Annotated in this window: 15 protein-coding genes; 7 read left to right on the forward strand and 8 right to left on the reverse strand. The window is 29.4% G+C overall.

Annotated elements, in window-relative coordinates:
• The first annotated feature begins 107 nt into the window (after positions 1–107).
• From rpmH to BW723_RS10930, 3 genes are all read left to right on the forward strand, one after another.
• The gene (rpmH, locus tag BW723_RS10920; RefSeq protein WP_026775082.1) at positions 108–269 is read left to right on the forward strand and encodes a 50S ribosomal protein L34; all 162 of its coding nucleotides are present in this window, start codon (positions 108–110) and stop codon (positions 267–269) included.
• Positions 270–376: 107 nt separating this feature from the next.
• Positions 377–3,232 carry a carbamoyl-phosphate synthase large subunit gene (gene carB / locus BW723_RS10925; RefSeq protein ID WP_068364977.1) on the forward strand — a complete coding sequence of 952 codons (2,856 nt, stop codon included), beginning with the start codon at positions 377–379 and terminating at the stop codon, positions 3,230–3,232.
• Positions 3,233–3,407: 175 nt separating this feature from the next.
• Positions 3,408–4,517: a tryptophan 7-halogenase gene (locus BW723_RS10930; RefSeq protein WP_068364974.1), complete on the forward strand. Its 1,110-nt coding sequence runs from the start codon at positions 3,408–3,410 to the stop codon at positions 4,515–4,517.
• A gap of 3 nt (positions 4,518–4,520) precedes the next feature.
• On the opposite strand, the gene mazG is transcribed toward BW723_RS10930, so the two are convergent.
• The 4 genes from mazG to ruvX form a co-directional block, all read right to left on the reverse strand.
• On the reverse strand, positions 4,521–5,300 hold the full coding sequence (mazG, locus tag BW723_RS10935; RefSeq protein WP_068364971.1) for a nucleoside triphosphate pyrophosphohydrolase: 780 nt from the start codon (positions 5,298–5,300) through the stop codon (positions 4,521–4,523).
• 75 nt (positions 5,301–5,375) lie between these two features.
• Entirely contained in the window at positions 5,376–5,798 is a 423-nt protein-coding gene (locus tag BW723_RS10940) for a DUF5606 family protein (RefSeq protein WP_068364968.1), read from the reverse strand.
• A gap of 27 nt (positions 5,799–5,825) precedes the next feature.
• Complete coding sequence (gene def, locus BW723_RS10945; RefSeq protein ID WP_068364965.1) at positions 5,826–6,416, reverse strand: peptide deformylase; 591 nt, start codon at positions 6,414–6,416, stop codon at positions 5,826–5,828.
• Between the two features lie 81 nt (positions 6,417–6,497).
• Complete coding sequence (gene ruvX, locus BW723_RS10950; RefSeq protein WP_068365252.1) at positions 6,498–6,908, reverse strand: Holliday junction resolvase RuvX; 411 nt, start codon at positions 6,906–6,908, stop codon at positions 6,498–6,500.
• A gap of 187 nt (positions 6,909–7,095) precedes the next feature.
• Between ruvX and BW723_RS10955 the strand changes: the two genes are divergently transcribed.
• Positions 7,096–7,911, forward strand: coding sequence for a 2,3,4,5-tetrahydropyridine-2,6-dicarboxylate N-succinyltransferase (locus tag BW723_RS10955; RefSeq protein WP_068364962.1), 816 nt, complete (start codon positions 7,096–7,098; stop codon positions 7,909–7,911).
• A gap of 14 nt (positions 7,912–7,925) precedes the next feature.
• Positions 7,926–8,681, forward strand: a complete 756-nt coding sequence (locus BW723_RS10960; protein ID WP_068364960.1) for a glycosyltransferase family 2 protein — start codon at positions 7,926–7,928, stop codon at positions 8,679–8,681.
• Between the two features lie 145 nt (positions 8,682–8,826).
• On the opposite strand, the gene BW723_RS10965 is transcribed toward BW723_RS10960, so the two are convergent.
• Complete coding sequence (locus BW723_RS10965) at positions 8,827–9,630, reverse strand: glycosyltransferase (protein ID WP_068364957.1); 804 nt, start codon at positions 9,628–9,630, stop codon at positions 8,827–8,829.
• Between the two features lie 10 nt (positions 9,631–9,640).
• Positions 9,641–10,444, reverse strand: coding sequence for an alpha-1,2-fucosyltransferase (locus tag BW723_RS10970; protein WP_068364954.1), 804 nt, complete (start codon positions 10,442–10,444; stop codon positions 9,641–9,643).
• A gap of 119 nt (positions 10,445–10,563) precedes the next feature.
• On the opposite strand from BW723_RS10970, the gene BW723_RS10975 reads away from it, so the two are divergent.
• Together BW723_RS10975 and BW723_RS10980 are read left to right on the forward strand one after the other, a co-directional pair.
• Entirely contained in the window at positions 10,564–11,979 is a 1,416-nt protein-coding gene (locus BW723_RS10975) for a CCA tRNA nucleotidyltransferase (RefSeq protein ID WP_068364951.1), read from the forward strand.
• A gap of 6 nt (positions 11,980–11,985) precedes the next feature.
• The gene (locus BW723_RS10980; RefSeq protein ID WP_068364949.1) at positions 11,986–12,753 is read left to right on the forward strand and encodes a DUF1647 domain-containing protein; all 768 of its coding nucleotides are present in this window, start codon (positions 11,986–11,988) and stop codon (positions 12,751–12,753) included.
• A 14-nt stretch (positions 12,754–12,767) separates the two neighbouring features.
• On the opposite strand, the gene BW723_RS10985 is transcribed toward BW723_RS10980, so the two are convergent.
• Entirely contained in the window at positions 12,768–14,597 is a 1,830-nt protein-coding gene (locus tag BW723_RS10985; protein WP_068364946.1) for an ABC transporter ATP-binding protein, read from the reverse strand.
• A complete protein-coding gene (locus BW723_RS10990) occupies positions 14,597–16,312 on the reverse strand; it encodes a phospho-sugar mutase (protein ID WP_068364942.1) in 1,716 nt (571 codons plus the stop codon). The genes BW723_RS10985 and BW723_RS10990 overlap by 1 nt, the downstream gene beginning before the upstream one ends.
• Positions 16,313–16,336: the final 24 nt, after the last annotated feature.

Consider the following 16,336-nt stretch of genomic DNA (forward strand, 5'->3'; position numbering starts at 1 on the left):
ATACTATTTGTCAAAAATAAAAACAGTTGTATATTTGCACACGCTTTTAGCAAGATAAAATTGATAAGCGAAAAAAATAATAAAGAAGACTTTTAAAAATACATATAATGCCGAAAAGAACGTATCAACCATCAAAGAGAAAGAGAAGAAACAAACACGGTTTCATGGAGAGAATGGCTTCTGCTAATGGTAGAAAGGTATTAGCTCGTAGAAGAGCAAAAGGAAGAAAGAAAATTTCTGTTTCATCTGAAACTAGACATAAAAAATAAATGATTAACAATTGTTAATATATAAGGTGTTACTTTTTTAAGTAACACCTTTTTTTATACCCAAGCACTACTTATTTTTGTAAAACTAATAAACACAATTACTTACAATGCCAAAAAGAGAAGACCTTAAATCCATTTTAATTATTGGTTCAGGCCCAATTGTTATTGGTCAGGCCTGTGAATTCGATTATTCTGGATCACAATCTTTACGTTCATTAAGAGAAGATGGAATAGAAACTATCTTAATAAACTCTAACCCAGCAACTATTATGACAGACCCATCTATGGCTGATCATGTATACTTGTTGCCTTTAACAACAAAATCAATTATTCAAATTTTAAAAGAGCATCCACAGATTGATGCAGTTTTACCAACAATGGGTGGTCAAACAGCATTAAATCTTTGTATAGAAGCAGATGATAAAGGAATTTGGGAAGATTTCAATGTTAAATTAATTGGGGTAGATATTGATGCAATTAATGTTACAGAAGATAGAGAGCAGTTTAGAGAATTGATGAAAAAAATTGGAGTGCCAATGGCGCCTCAAGAAACAGCAACATCTTTCTTAAAAGGTAAAGAAATCGCACAAGAGTTTGGTTTTCCTTTAGTAATTCGTTCTTCTTATACTTTAGGAGGTGCAGGTGCATCTATTGTATATGATCCTAAAGATTTCGATGAATTATTAAGCAGAGGTTTAGAAGCATCACCTATTCATGAGGTGATGATTGATAAAGCTATGATGGGCTGGAAAGAGTACGAATTAGAATTATTGAGAGATAAGAATGATAACGTAGTTATTATTTGTTCTATAGAAAATATGGATCCTATGGGAATTCATACTGGAGATTCTATAACTGTAGCTCCAGCAATGACACTTTCTGATAAAACTTACCAAAAAATGCGTGATATGGCGATACATATGATGCGTTCTATTGGAGATTTTGAAGGTGGTTGTAATGTGCAATTTGCAGTTTCTCCTGATGAAAAAGAAGAAATTATTGCTATAGAAATTAATCCACGTGTATCTCGTTCATCAGCTTTAGCTTCTAAAGCAACAGGTTACCCAATTGCAAAAGTGGCTACAAAATTAGCTATTGGTTATTCTCTTGATGAATTAGAAAACGGAATTACAAAATCTACATCTGCTTTATTTGAGCCTACTTTAGATTATGTAATTGTAAAAATACCTCGTTGGAATTTTGATAAATTCGAAGGTTCAGACAGAACTTTAGGTTTACAAATGAAAGCGGTTGGAGAAGTAATGGGAATTGGTCGTTCTTTTCAAGAAGCACTACACAAAGCAACTCAATCTTTAGAAATTAAAAGAAATGGTTTAGGAGCAGATGGTAAAGGTTATACAGATTACAACCAAATTATAGATAAATTAACCAACGCAAGTTGGGATCGTGTTTTTGCAATTTACGATGCAATTGCTATGGGAATTCCTTTATCAAAAATATATGCTATCACAAAAATTGATATGTGGTATCTAAAACAATACGAGGAATTATTTCAATTACAGAAAGAAATTTCTAAATATTCTATAGATACTATTAATAGAGATTTATTATTAGAAGCAAAGCAAAAAGGTTATGGAGATAGACAAATAGCACATATGCTAGATTGTTTAGAGAGCGAAGTTTATAATAAAAGAGATGAATTAAAAGTACAAAGAGTTTTTAAATTAGTAGATACTTGTGCTGCTGAATTTAAAGCAAAAACTCCTTATTATTATTCAACTTTTGAAAACGAGATTGAAACGCCAAATGGAGAAATTACTATTGCAAATGAAAGTATTGTTACAGAAAAAAAGAAAATTATAGTTTTAGGTTCTGGACCAAACAGAATTGGACAAGGAATTGAATTTGATTATTGTTGTGTACATGGGGTTTTAGCGGCTGCTGAATGTGGTTATGAAACGATCATGATTAATTGTAACCCAGAAACGGTTTCTACGGATTTTGATACTGCTGATAAATTATATTTCGAACCTGTTTTTTGGGAGCATATCTATGACATCATCAGACACGAAAAACCAGAAGGTGTTATTGTACAATTAGGAGGACAAACTGCATTAAAATTAGCTGAAAAGTTAACTAAATACGGAATTAAAATTATAGGAACTTCTTTTGAAGCTTTAGATATTGCTGAAGATAGAGGAAGATTCTCATCTATGTTAAAAGACAATAAAATTCCTTATCCAGAATTCGGAATTGCAGAAACTGCAGATGAAGCTTTAACTTTAGCAGATGAATTAAATTTCCCAATTTTGGTAAGACCTTCTTATGTTTTAGGTGGTCAAGGAATGAAAATTGTAATCAATAAAGAAGAGTTAGTAGAACATGTAGTTGATTTATTGGGTAGAATGCCAAATAATAAATTATTGTTAGATCATTACTTAGATGGAGCAATTGAAGCAGAAGCTGATGCAATTTGTGATGCTGATGGTAATGTGTATATTATTGGAATTATGGAGCATATCGAACCTTGTGGAATACATTCAGGAGATTCTAATGCTACTTTACCAGCCTTTAATTTAGGTGATTTGGTAATGCAACAAATTATAGATCATACAAATACAATTGCAACAGAATTAAAAACAGTAGGTTTAATTAATATTCAGTTTGCGATTAAAGATGATGTAGTTTATATTATTGAAGCAAACCCAAGAGCTTCTAGAACTGTACCTTTTATAGCGAAAGCATATAAAGAACCTTATGTAAATTATGCTACAAAAGTAATGTTAGGAGAAAAGAAAGTAACGGATTTTAACTTTAATCCTCAGTTAGATGGTTATGCAATTAAGCAACCAGTTTTCTCTTTCAATAAGTTTCCGAATGTAAATAAGAAACTAGGTCCAGAAATGAAATCTACTGGAGAAAGTATTTTATTTATTGATAGCTTAAAAGATGATGATTTTTACGATTTATATTCAAGACGTAAAATGTATTTGAATAAATAGAGTTTTCTATTTTGATATTTTAAAAAAGCATCCAAATTTATTTTGGATGCTTTTTTTAGTTAGATAAAAGCGAAGTTTTATTCAAATAAAATATCAACTTACAATTAATTAAAATTAAACTCATTTTTTTGAGACTAAAAAAAATAAAACTACTTTGCAATCACAAAAGAAAAGTATGGAAAAGTTTGATGTTGTTATTGTTGGTGCTGGTACTGCAGGCATAATTTTAGCAAGAGAATTAGGGAAATTTAAAAAGAAAACTCTAGTTTTAGATAGAAAAAAAGATCTTTTAGAATTCTCTTTTAACACTTTAGGTAGTTTTATAGATTTAGATAAGTTTGGTTTAACTACAAATGTTGTTGCTCAAGATATTCATACTGTTTGTTTCCATTCTAATAGTGTAAAAAGAAATTTAAAAACCAATTTATACGTTTTAGATAAGAAAAAAGTACACGAAGAAATTATAAATAGTGTAGATAAAAATTACGTAACTTTTTTAACAGGAGTAAATATAAAGAACATCAATAAAGGTGAAAATGGTAATTTTTTGTCTGTGGTTGATAAAGATAAAAACGAGTATTTAGGAACTGTTTTTGTTGATGCCTCTGGTACAAATGGAATTATCAGTAAAAAGGTAGGTTTAATAGCTAAGAAAACTCTATTAGCTACAGGTGTTGAATATAATGTAGCTTATAAAGGTGATAAAACTGAACTCCATTTGTTAATGGGTAAAGATTATCAAGGAGGTTATGGTTGGATTTTTCCTTTAAAAAACAAAAGAGCCATAATTGGTTTTGGTACGTGTGATGATGATATTGTGAAAGATTTAAAAAATCGTTTACATAGAATTTTAGAATTACCTAAAATTAAGAAATTAGTACAAAAGGATAATGATAACGTAGAAGGAGGTAGTATACCAATAACTCCTGTTTTAGATAAGTTTGTTGTTAATAATTTAATTTGTGTTGGTGATTGTGTTTCTCAAGTAAACCCTATTGTTGGTGAAGGTTACAAGTTTATTTTTGAAGCTGCAATTATGGCGAGTAAAGCCATTAATAAATCAATAGAAGAAAATAATATTGATATTTTAAAAGATTACGAAACAACTTGGAAAAATAGATTTTTGCTGAATTATCAACGCTCAAAACGTGCGCAAGAACGCTTTTTTAAATACTCTAAAAATAATTTATTGATGGATTATACTTTATTTATATCCAAATTTATTAGTGATGAAAGATGTGTTAGATCTTTATCTGGAGAATATGGTTTAGAAAATGAAGTGTAGATTTTAAGAAAAATACTTTTTACTTTCATTCCAATACACATCCATTTCAGTTAAAGACATATCAGCAAGATTTTTACCTTCTTTTTTGGCTGCTTTTTCTAAATATTGAAAACGATTGATAAACTTTTTATTGGTTTTTTCTAATGCGTTTTCAGGATTTACATCAATAAAACGAGCATAGTTAATCATAGAAAATAAAACATCTCCAAATTCTTTTTCGATGTTTTCTTTATGGCCTGCTTTAATTTCATCATTTAGTTCAGTAAGTTCTTCTTGAACTTTTTCCCAAACTTGCTCAGGTTTTTCCCAATCAAAACCAACTCCAGCAACTTTATCTTGAATTCTATTGGCTTTTACAACTGCAGGTAAACTTTTTGGTACACCTTCTAAAACAGATGTATTGCCTTCTTTTAGCTTTAGTTGTTCCCAATTGCGTTTAACATCTTCTTCGTTTTCAACTTTTACATCCCCATAAACATGAGGATGTCTGTCAATTAATTTATCAGAAATTGCATTGGCAACATCAGCAATATCAAAAGCTTTTTTTTCGCTACCGATTTTGGCATAAAAAACAATGTGCAACAAAACATCACCTAATTCTTTTTTAATTTCAGGCAAGTCATTATCAAGAATAGCATCTGCTAATTCGTAAGTTTCTTCTATGGTTAAATGACGTAAACTTTCTAAAGTTTGTTTTTTATCCCAAGGACATTTTTCACGAAGTTCGTCCATAATATCTAACAGACGATTAAATGCAGCAAGTTGTTCTTTTCTTGAATTCATTGATTTTTTAAAAGTTGTAAAACATCAGAAAAACAAATTTCTAAAAATGTTTATGCGAAACAAACTGAAAGTTGCTTATTCTTCTTCGTCAGTAGAAACTTCATCGACAGCTACAGTAGCAAAATCAAAACCAGCATCAACCAATAAATTATACCACTGAATTACTTTTTTAATGTTAGAAGTATAAACTCTCTCATCATCGTAATTTGGTAAAACTTCGGCAAAAAATGCGGTTAATTTATTACCACTTTCTTTGTGAGAAATTGCTTTTTTACCTCCTGTTTTTTCTGATATTGCTTTAAAAACATCTAACAAAGGCATGTCTTCTTCGTAAGTATAAATGGCAATGTTTTCTAACAAACTTACATTTTGAGTAGCGTTTATTGCTAAACGTTTATTGTCTGTTAAGTTTTCTGCAATAATTGCATTTTTAGATTGAGATATTACTTGAAATAATCCTGGTTTACCAGTAACTGATATAATTTTACTAAACTCCATTTGTATATTTTTTGTCTTTATTTAAGACTATTTACCTTTTTTTAAATTTGGGAAACGCATTCTGTAATCTGCATTTATTTTCCCCTTAGAAATGTTTTCTAATTTCTTTTTTATCAATCTTTTTTTAAGTGATGATAACTTATCTGTGAATAAAATACCTTCTATATGATCGTATTCGTGCTGAAAAACTCTAGCAGCTAATCCGTCTAAAACTTCTGTATGTGTTTTAAAGTCTTCATCTTGATATTCTATAGTAACTTTTGGTTGACGATAAACATCTTGACGAACATCAGGTATGCTTAAACAACCTTCGTTAAAAGCCCATTCATCACCTTCTTCTTCTAAAATTTGAGCATTTATAAACACTTTATTAAATGTTTTTAAAACAGCTCTATCTTCATCACTTAAATCTTCATCTTCAGCAAAAGGAGAAGCATCTATGATAAATAAACGAATAGCTTTACCAATTTGAGGTGCAGCTAAACCAACACCAGAAGCATTGTACATTGTCTCTTTCATATTGCTAATTAATTCCTTTAAATTAGGGTAATCAGCAGTTATTTCTGTGCATTCTTTACGAAGAACTGGGTCTCCATAAGCTACAATTGGTAAAATCATTTTGTGTTTTTTATAGTTTGCAAAAGTACAATTTAGATATTCGTAATCCCAAATTTTACTTTCATAAATTCATCTTAATAATTATTGATTGTATAAATACGATTGTAATATAATGGTTGCACTTATTTCATCAACTAAAGCTTTGTTTTTACGTTGTTTTTTCTTTAAACCACCATCAATCATTGTTTGAAAAGCCATTTTAGAAGTAAAACGTTCATCAACTCTTTTTACAGGAATTTTAGGAATTTGCTTGGATAATTTCTCTAAAAAAGGAAGTATTAAAGCTTCACTTTCGCTATCAGAATTATTCATTTGTTTGGGTTTGCCTACTAAAAAAAGTTCTACTTTTTCTTTTGATATATAGTCTTTTAAAAAAGTAAAAAGCTCAGTAGTATTTACAGTAGTTAAACCAGATGCAATAATTTGTAATTGATCTGTAACTGCTATTCCTGTTCTTATTTTTCCATAATCGATGGCTAAAATTCTTCCCAAATGATATACTTTTTTTGCAAAAATAAAGTTTAAACTTTTAATAATATAGATTAATGCAAATAAAATCAATAAGTTAAAATAAAGTGAGTTTTGTATTTTAAACAAACCATTTATATCTGTTTAAAAAACGTATATTCGCTTAGTTTTTTAGCAATCAAATTATATTTGCAAAAATTAATTTATTAAGATGGAAGATATTAGAAAAATTATAGAAGCTGCCTGGGAAAATCGTGATTTATTACAAGAACAAAACACAATAGATACCATTAGAAAAGTTGTTGATTTATTAGATAAAGGAGAATTAAGGGTTGCAGAACCAATAGAAGAAGGTTGGCAAGTAAATGAATGGGTAAAAAAAGCGGTTGTTTTATATTTCCCAATTCAAAAAATGGAAACTTTAGAGGCTGGTATTTTTGAATATCATGATAAAATCCCTTTAAAGAAAAACTTTGCAGAAAGGGGAATTAGAGTAGTGCCAAATGCGGTTGCAAGACATGGAGCATACATTTCTCCAGGTACAATTTTAATGCCTAGTTATGTAAATATTGGTGCACACGTAGATGAAGGAACAATGGTTGATACTTGGGCTACAGTAGGTTCTTGTGCGCAAATTGGTAAAAATGTACATTTATCTGGTGGTGTTGGTATTGGTGGAGTTTTAGAACCTTTACAAGCAGCCCCAGTAATTATAGAAGATGGCGCTTTTATAGGCTCTAGATGTATAGTTGTAGAAGGTGTTAGAGTAGAAAAAGAAGCTGTTTTAGGTGCAAATGTTGTATTAACAATGAGTACTAAAATTATAGATGTTACAGGTAATGAGCCAGTTGAAACAAAAGGTGTTGTGCCAGCAAGATCTGTTGTAATTCCAGGAAGTTATACTAAGAAATTTGCTGCTGGAGAATACAATGTACCTTGTGCATTAATTATCGGAAAAAGAAAAGAAAGTACCAACAAAAAAACCTCTTTAAATGATGCACTTCGTGAGTATGATGTTGCTGTTTAAAGATTAAGAATTCTATGACTAAGATTACTGCTATTATTCCTACTTTAAATGAAGAAATTCATATAGAAGAAGCTATAAAATCTGTAAATTTTGCTGATGAAATTATTGTAATAGATTCATATAGTACAGATAAAACAGTAGTTTTAGCTGAAAAGCATAATGTAAAAATCATCAAACGAAAGTTTGATGATTTTTCTTCTCAAAAAAACTTTGCAATTGATCAAGCTCAACATCCTTGGATTTATATTCTCGATGCAGACGAAAGAGTAACTCCACAAGTTCGAACAGAAATTTTAAATGCTGTTGAGAACCCAAAGGATAAAGTTGGTTTTTACGTTAGAAGAAGTTTTTATTTTGTTGGAAAAAAAATTAAATATTCTGGATGGCAGAGAGATAAAGTCGTTCGCTTGTTTTTAAAAGAGTATTGTAGGTATAAAGGTATTGTTCATGAAACAATTAAAACCAATGGTGAATTAGGTTTTTTAAAAGGTAAAATCGAACATTATGGTTATAGAAGTTATAATCATTCAATAGAGAAAATTCATCATTATGCTTTTCTAAAAGCAACAGATTTACACAGACAAGGCAAAAAAGCTGGTTTATATCATATTCTTGTAAAACCACCTGCAAGGTTTATTATCCATTATATTATTAGACTTGGCTTTTTAGACGGTTTTGAAGGTATTATTTTAGCAAAAACACTAGCATATTCTAGTAGAACTAGATATATAAAATTATGGTTGCTAAATAAAGGAATTAAAGAAAAATAATTTTACAAGCTGTCAAAAATTTAATCATATGTGCTCAGTTAAAATTTGTTTATGTTAAAAAAAACTATGCTTTTTTTTTAATCACTTAGTAAAGGTTAGTTTTTGTATTGTTGTTTGCAAAGATTAAAAAATTAGGTGTTTTTTATTATTTGATAATTCCGTTTTCAGCCCATTTGATATTTTCTTTCTTAACTCGTTGTCGAATTTTTCTGTTTTTTTCCCAAGTTTCTTTACCATCATAACCTCGTTTATGATCTAAGTGTACGCAAATAGCTTGATGACGAATTTGTTTTCCTGTTAAACCGTTATTCATCATTCTCTCACCCATTTCACGATCTAAACCACCATAAGACATATCTTCATTAAACCCGTTTACATCTACAATATGTTGTTTAAAAGTAGAGCTATTTGCTCCATTCCAAGTGGCTTTGGTAGGTGTTATAGTGTCCATCAATATGGCCCAAAAACCTTTTGCACGAAGTTTAATTGATTTGAATGATTTTGTTTGACCTTGTTGTACAAGCCATTCATAATCAAAAGCATTTTGATTGATGATATCTTCTTGCTTAATTTTTAAACTAACAGGCATAGTTAGTTTATAATAACCAGCTGATAAGAAAATATTTTTCTTAGCATATTTTCTGTGTGTTTCAATAAAATCCTCACGAGGCAAACAATCATGATCAGTAAAAATTAAATAGTCACATTTTGTTTGTTTAATTGCATCGTTAAGAATTTTGGTTTTTCTAAAACCTAAATCTTCGTGCCAAACATGTTCAATTTTTAATTGAGTAGCGTATTTTTCAATTAATTTTTTGGTTTCCTCTTTAGATCCATCATCAGCTATAATCAAGGTGAAATCAGTATCCTTTTGAGCTAAATACCCCCAAAATATTTTTTCCAACCAAACTGGGTGGTTGTATGTAGTTATAACAACACCAATGTTCATTATTTTAATTTTAAAGTTTTATCCAATCATCGCAAATAATATTTGTTTCTTTTGAAACATACCATTGCTTTGGTGAGATTACTATTTTTTTTGGGTTTTTATTTAGCCAAGCACCCCACCATGAAAAACTACTGTTAGCAGTAATGTTATTATCGCACAAGCTCATTAAATATATGTCTTCATGAGGTGTGCATTTATGATCAACATAAATGGCGTTTTCAATTTTTAAATTTTCCTTTGTCCAAGAAATATCATCTGAGAAAATAAAAAAAGTGGTTTGTTTTTCTTTTGAAAGAATGAATTCTACAGCCCTTTTGTAATAAGCCAAATCACATACTCCATGAATGGTGTGGTTTTTTGAATTACTCACATAATCTCCACGTCTAACATGTAAGGAACAATTGGGTGTTGTATCTTTTATTTGCTTAGAAAAAACCTCTGTTGAATCAGCATTTTTTCCAGATTTCTGAAATTGCTCCAATAAGATTTCTCTAGTTTCTTTAAAATATTTTTCGGTTTGAAAATACCCTTTTACAAATTCATTTCCTTTTAAATTGATTAAATCATTATTAAAAAGTAAACTCTTTTCTTTTACATTTTTTTTAATTTTTACGAGAGATAAAAACGTTGGAATAATACCAGCAACTTTTAAATCAATATTGTATTTATCAAGTTGATAGCCTCCATGTAATTTATAAGTTTTGAATTTAGAAATATCAATTTTTACATCAAAACCCTTTTGCTGAAGCGATTTTGCATACGCATATTGAAACATTTGATTTCCTAACCCACCAACAATTCTAACAATAATCATTTAAATACTAATTTTGTAAATCTTAAGAAAACAAAAGTACAAATGTTATCACGATATTCTTTTATCAATTATAGGTTTAAAAGGATAGAAAATTATAAATTTGCCTCACTTTTAGAAATATGAAGTATACAGAAGCAATTTCATCAGAAATATTTAGTGTAATCTCTAAAGCATCCAAAGAATTAAATGTAGATTCTTATGTGATTGGAGGTTTTGTGCGCGATTTTTTTCTGAAAAGAGGAACAGCAAAAGACATAGATGTTGTTGCTGTAGGTAGTGGAATCGATTTGGCATTACAAGTGTCTAAACTTTTACCCAACAAACCAAAAGTACAGGTTTTTAAAACGTATGGCACAGCAATGTTGCGTTTTAAAGAGGTAGAAATTGAGTTTGTTGGTGCAAGAAAAGAATCTTACACTGAAGATAGTAGAAATCCAGAAGTTACAGCAGGGACTTTAAAAGACGACCAAAATAGACGAGATTTTACCATAAATGCGTTAGCTTTAAGTTTAAATGATAACAATTTTGGTGAACTTTTAGATCCTTTTAATGGAATTCTAGATTTAGAAAACAAAATAATTCGAACACCTTTAGATCCTGATATTACCTATTCTGATGATCCTTTAAGAATGATGAGAGCAATTCGTTTTGCTACACAATTAAATTTTGAAATAGAATCAGAATCTCTTGAAGCTATTGGTAAAAACTCGCAAAGACTTAAAATAATTACAAGAGAAAGAATAGTTGATGAATTGAATAGAATTTTATCATCGCCAAAACCTTCTATAGGATTTTTATTGTTAGAAAAAACAAAACTGTTGCCACAAATTTTACCAGAAATTGTTGCTTTAAAAGGAGTAGAAGAGGTTGAAGGGCAAATGCATAAAGATAATTTTTATCATACATTCGAAGTTGTAGATAATATTGCAGAACACACAGAAGATGTTTGGTTAAGATGGTCTGCTTTATTACACGATATTGGAAAAGCACCCACAAAAAGATTTTCTAAGAAAGTAGGTTGGACATTTCATTCTCACGAATTTGTAGGTTCTAAAATGGTATATAAAATCTTTAAAAGGTTAAAAATGCCATTAAATAACAAGATGAAGTTTGTTCAAAAAATGGTGTTATTAAGTTCAAGACCCATTGTTTTAGCTTCGGATGTTAATGATTCTGCTGTAAGACGTTTGGTTTTTGATGCTGGTGATGATATTAACTCGTTAATGACACTTTGTGAAGCAGATATTACCACTAAAAATCCAAGAAAATTTAAACGTTATCATAAAAACTTTGAATTGGTAAGAACCAAAATTAAAGAAGTAGAAGAGCGTGATAGAGTTCGTAATTTTCAACCACCAGTTACTGGAGAAGAAATTATGGAAGCTTTTAATTTAAAACCTTGTAGAGAAATTGGACAAATTAAAGAAGCGATTAAAGAAGCTATTTTAGATGGTAAAATTCCTAATGAGCACAAAGCTTCTTACGATTTTATGATAGAAAAAGGGAAATCTTTAGGTTTAACAACCTTTCAATAAAAGCTTATGAAATTATTATCAGAACTTAGAACAGTAGTATTAGAATTGCGATTGCTGTTCTTTAAAAGTGAACAAGAGTTGGTAATTGTTACAGGTTCTGATAGTTCACATTTTAAAAGCTTATACCAACTTTTAGTTAGTTTAAATCGATACGAAAAAAACACTAAAGTTTTAATTTACGATTTGGGGATTACTGCTCAAGAAAGTGAAATTTTAAAAAACGACTTTTCTAATTTTGAACTAAGAAAATTTGACTATTCTAAATATCCTTCTTATTTTAATATTAAAATAAATGCAGGAGAATATGCTTGGAAACCTGTTATTATAAATGATGTTTTAAATGAATTTAAAACGTCTGTTTGTTGGTTAGATGGAGGTAATAAAGTAACAAAACCGTTAACTTTACTTAGAAAAGTGATTGAATTCTATGGATTTTATTCTCCTTTTTCTAAAGGAAAAATTTCTGATTGGACACACCCAAAATCATTAGAATATTTAGATGTTTTAAACAATAAGAATTTATTAAAACAGAAGAATTTAAATGGTGCTTGTGTTTCTGTTGATTATAATAATATAAAAGCAAGACAGGTAATTAAAAATTGGAGCGATTCTGCAAAAACAAAAGATTGTATTGCTCCACAAGGAAGCAACAGACAGAACCACAGACAAGATCAGGCAATTTTATCTGTTCTAATTTATAAACATATGTTTGATATTGGCAAAAAAATGACCTACAGAAAATTTGGTTTTAAAACACATCAAGATATAGATTAGTTATAATCTATATTTTAGCTCAAACTTTGCATAGATACCAACTTATAATACTCACCTTTTTTGGTTAACAAATCATCGTGTTTACCTTGCTCTACAATTTTACCTTTTTTCATAACCACAATTGTATCTGCTTTTTGAATGGTAGATAATCTGTGAGCAATAACCAAAGAAGTTCTGTTTTGCATCATTTTTTCTAAAGCAACTTGAACCAATTGTTCAGATTCAGTATCTAAAGCAGAAGTAGCTTCGTCTAAAATCATTATTGGCGGATTCTTTAAAACAGCTCTTGCAATAGATAAACGTTGTTTTTGTCCTCCAGAAAGTGAATTCCCACTATCACCAATGTTTGTTTTAAATTTTTCTGGTAAATCTTTTATAAATTCCATTGCATTTGCAATTTCTGCAGCTTCATTTATTTCGGATTCAGTGGCATTTTCTGTACCTAATTTTATATTATTTTCTATAGAATCATTAAACAAAATAGATTCTTGAGTAACAATACCCATTAAATTTCTTAAAGATTTTTTTGTAACGTCTTTAATGCTAATTCCATCTACTAAAACATCACCTTTATTTACATCGTAAAAACGAGTAATTAAATTGGCTAAAGTAGATTTACCACTACCAGACTGCCCAACTAAAGCCACGGTTTCTCCTTTTTTGATGGTTAAAGAAAAGTCTTTTAAAACATAGTCTTTTTTGTATTTAAAAGAGATGTTTTTAAACTCAATTTTACTCTCAAAATTTTGCTTGACTAAAGCATTTGGTTTGTCTTTAATACTGTTTTCAGTATTTAAAACTTGCATTATTCTTTCTGCAGAAGCTTCTCCTTTTTTTATTTTATAAAATGTAGTTGTGATTAGTTTTATCGGATTTAAAACCGTGTAAAATAACACAATATACCCCATAAACTTACCAGCTTCTAGAGGGCTTGTTTTTTCTAAAACATCTGTACCTCCATACCAAAGAATGGTAATTATGGTTGCAGATCCTAAAAACTCACTCATAGGCGATGCTAAAGTTTGTCTATGAAAAACACTAGTCATTAACTTTCTAAAAGTAGAAGTGGAGTTATTGAATTTTCTTTCAATAATTTTTTCTGAATTAAAACCTTTAATAACTCTCAATCCAGTTAATGTTTCTTCTATAAAAGATAAAAATGTACCTGTTTCTTTTTGAGCTTTAACAGATTGCGATTTTAATTTTTTACTAATTGATGAAATAATAAATCCAGATACGGGTAATAAAATAAATACAAAAAGCGTTAATTTTAAACTAATGAACAGCATAATTCCTATTGAAATTATTACTGTTAAAGGCTCTCTCACCAAAGTTTCAATTGATGTTAAAATAGAGTTTTCTACTTCTTGTACATCAGAAGTCATCCTTGCAATGATATCTCCTTTCCTTTTTTCTGTGAAATAAGAAATAGGTAGTTCTACAATTTTACGATATAAATTATCTCTTAAATCTTTTACAATTCCTGTACGTAAAAAAGTAATTACATAAGATGCTAAATACCTAAAAAGGTTTTTAAAAAAGAATAAAGATAAAGATAAGAGACATATAAATAATAAAACATTAACCTCACCTTCTTGAGCTATTTTATTAGATATAAAATAATTAAAATTACCTTCTAAATAAGAGCCTAAATTTGATAGACCTTCGTAATTAGGTTTTTTATAAACAGCTTTATCAACACCAAATAATATATTTAAAACTGGTATAAATGCTAAAACTGATAAAACATTAAATATTGCATAAAAAATATTAAAGAGAATATTTAAAAGCGTAAACTTTCTATATTCTCTTTCATATTTAAGAATGTCCTTAAAGTGGCTCATTAATTTAATTTCATCTCTTTTATAATACGTTGAATTTTTGCATCTAATTCTGCTTCAACTTGATCTGCATTTTCAGTTGCGTCTAATTCGCTATTTACACTAAAGTAAAATTTAATTTTTGGTTCTGTACCACTTGGTCTAGCAGCAATTCTTGTACCAGAAGCTGTTTGATAAATTAAAACATTAGATTTTGGTAAATCAATAGCTGTAACTTCTCCTGTAATTAAATTCTTTTTTGTAGAAGCGTCATAATCAGAAAGTGATTCTATTTTTTCTCCATCAATTTCAGTTAATGGGTTGTTACGCATATCACTTAAAATTTGCTGAATTTCTGCTGCACCATCCATCCCTTTTTTAACGATAGAAATTAAATGCTCTTTGTAGTATTTATTTTCTACATAAATATTTAATAATTCTTCGTAAAAAGAGCTTCCATTTTGTTTTGCATAAGCAGCAACTTCACAAGCTAAAAGAGTTGCTGTTACAGCATCTTTATCGCGTACAAAACCACCAACCATATAACCAAAACTTTCTTCTCCACCACCAATAAAGTCTAACTCTGGGAAATCTTTTACCATTTTGGCAATCCATTTAAAACCAGTTAAACCAACTTTAGTTTCTACTCCTTTTTTAGCAGCTACATCATTTACTAACTCTGTAGAAACAATAGTAGAACCTACAAATTGTTTACCATTTAATTTGCCTTCTTCTTTCCATTTACGTAATAAAAAATCTGTCATAACAACCATAGTTTGGTTACCATTCATTAACTTCATATTACCTTCTAAATCTCTAACAGCAACTCCTAAACGATCACAATCTGGGTCTGTACCAATTACAATATCCGCTCCAATTTTATCAGCTAAATCAGTAGCCATTTTTAATGCTTCTGGTTCTTCTGGATTTGGTGATTTTACTGTTGGGAAATCTCCATCAGGTTTTCTTTGTTCTTCAACAATATGTATATCATTATAACCAGCACCAGCCAAAGCATCTGGCACAGACATAATTGATGTTCCGTGTAAAGAAGTAAAAACAATTTTTAAATCGTCTCTTTTAATATTTTCTGATAAAGAACCATTTTTTACAGATGCTTTAATAAAAACATCATCTACATCTTTACCAATAACTTCAATTAAATCTTCGTTTGCATCAAACTTAATTTCAGAAAAATCTAAAGAATTTACTTCATTGATAATTCCTCCATCATTTGGCGGAACAATTTGACCACCATCTGCCCAATACACTTTATAGCCATTGTATTCTGGCGGATTGTGAGAAGCTGTTAATACAATACCTGCATCACAACCTAAATGACGAACTGCAAAAGATAATTCTGGAGTTGGTCTTAAATCTTCGAAAAGAAAAACTTTAATATTATTTGCTGATAAAACATCTGCAACAACCTTTGCGAATTTTTTACTGTTATGTCTACAATCATAAGCAATTACAACACTTAATTGCTCTTTTTCTACATTTTCTATTAAGTAATTAGATAAACCTTGTGTAGCTCTACCTAATGTATATTTATTAATTCTATTAGTACCAGCACCCATTAATCCTCTCATTCCTCCAGTTCCGAAAGCCATATCTTTATAGAATCTGTCTGCTAAATCATCAGGATTATTTGCAATTAATTCTTGAATTTCTGTCTGAGTTTCTACATCAAAAATTGGAGTTAACCATTGTTTAGCTTTGTCTAAAATTTCGTTCATTTTTATAGGTTTTTTTCTGAGTTG

The sequence above is a fragment of the Polaribacter reichenbachii genome (assembly GCF_001975665.1).
Classification (GTDB): domain Bacteria; phylum Bacteroidota; class Bacteroidia; order Flavobacteriales; family Flavobacteriaceae; genus Polaribacter; species Polaribacter reichenbachii.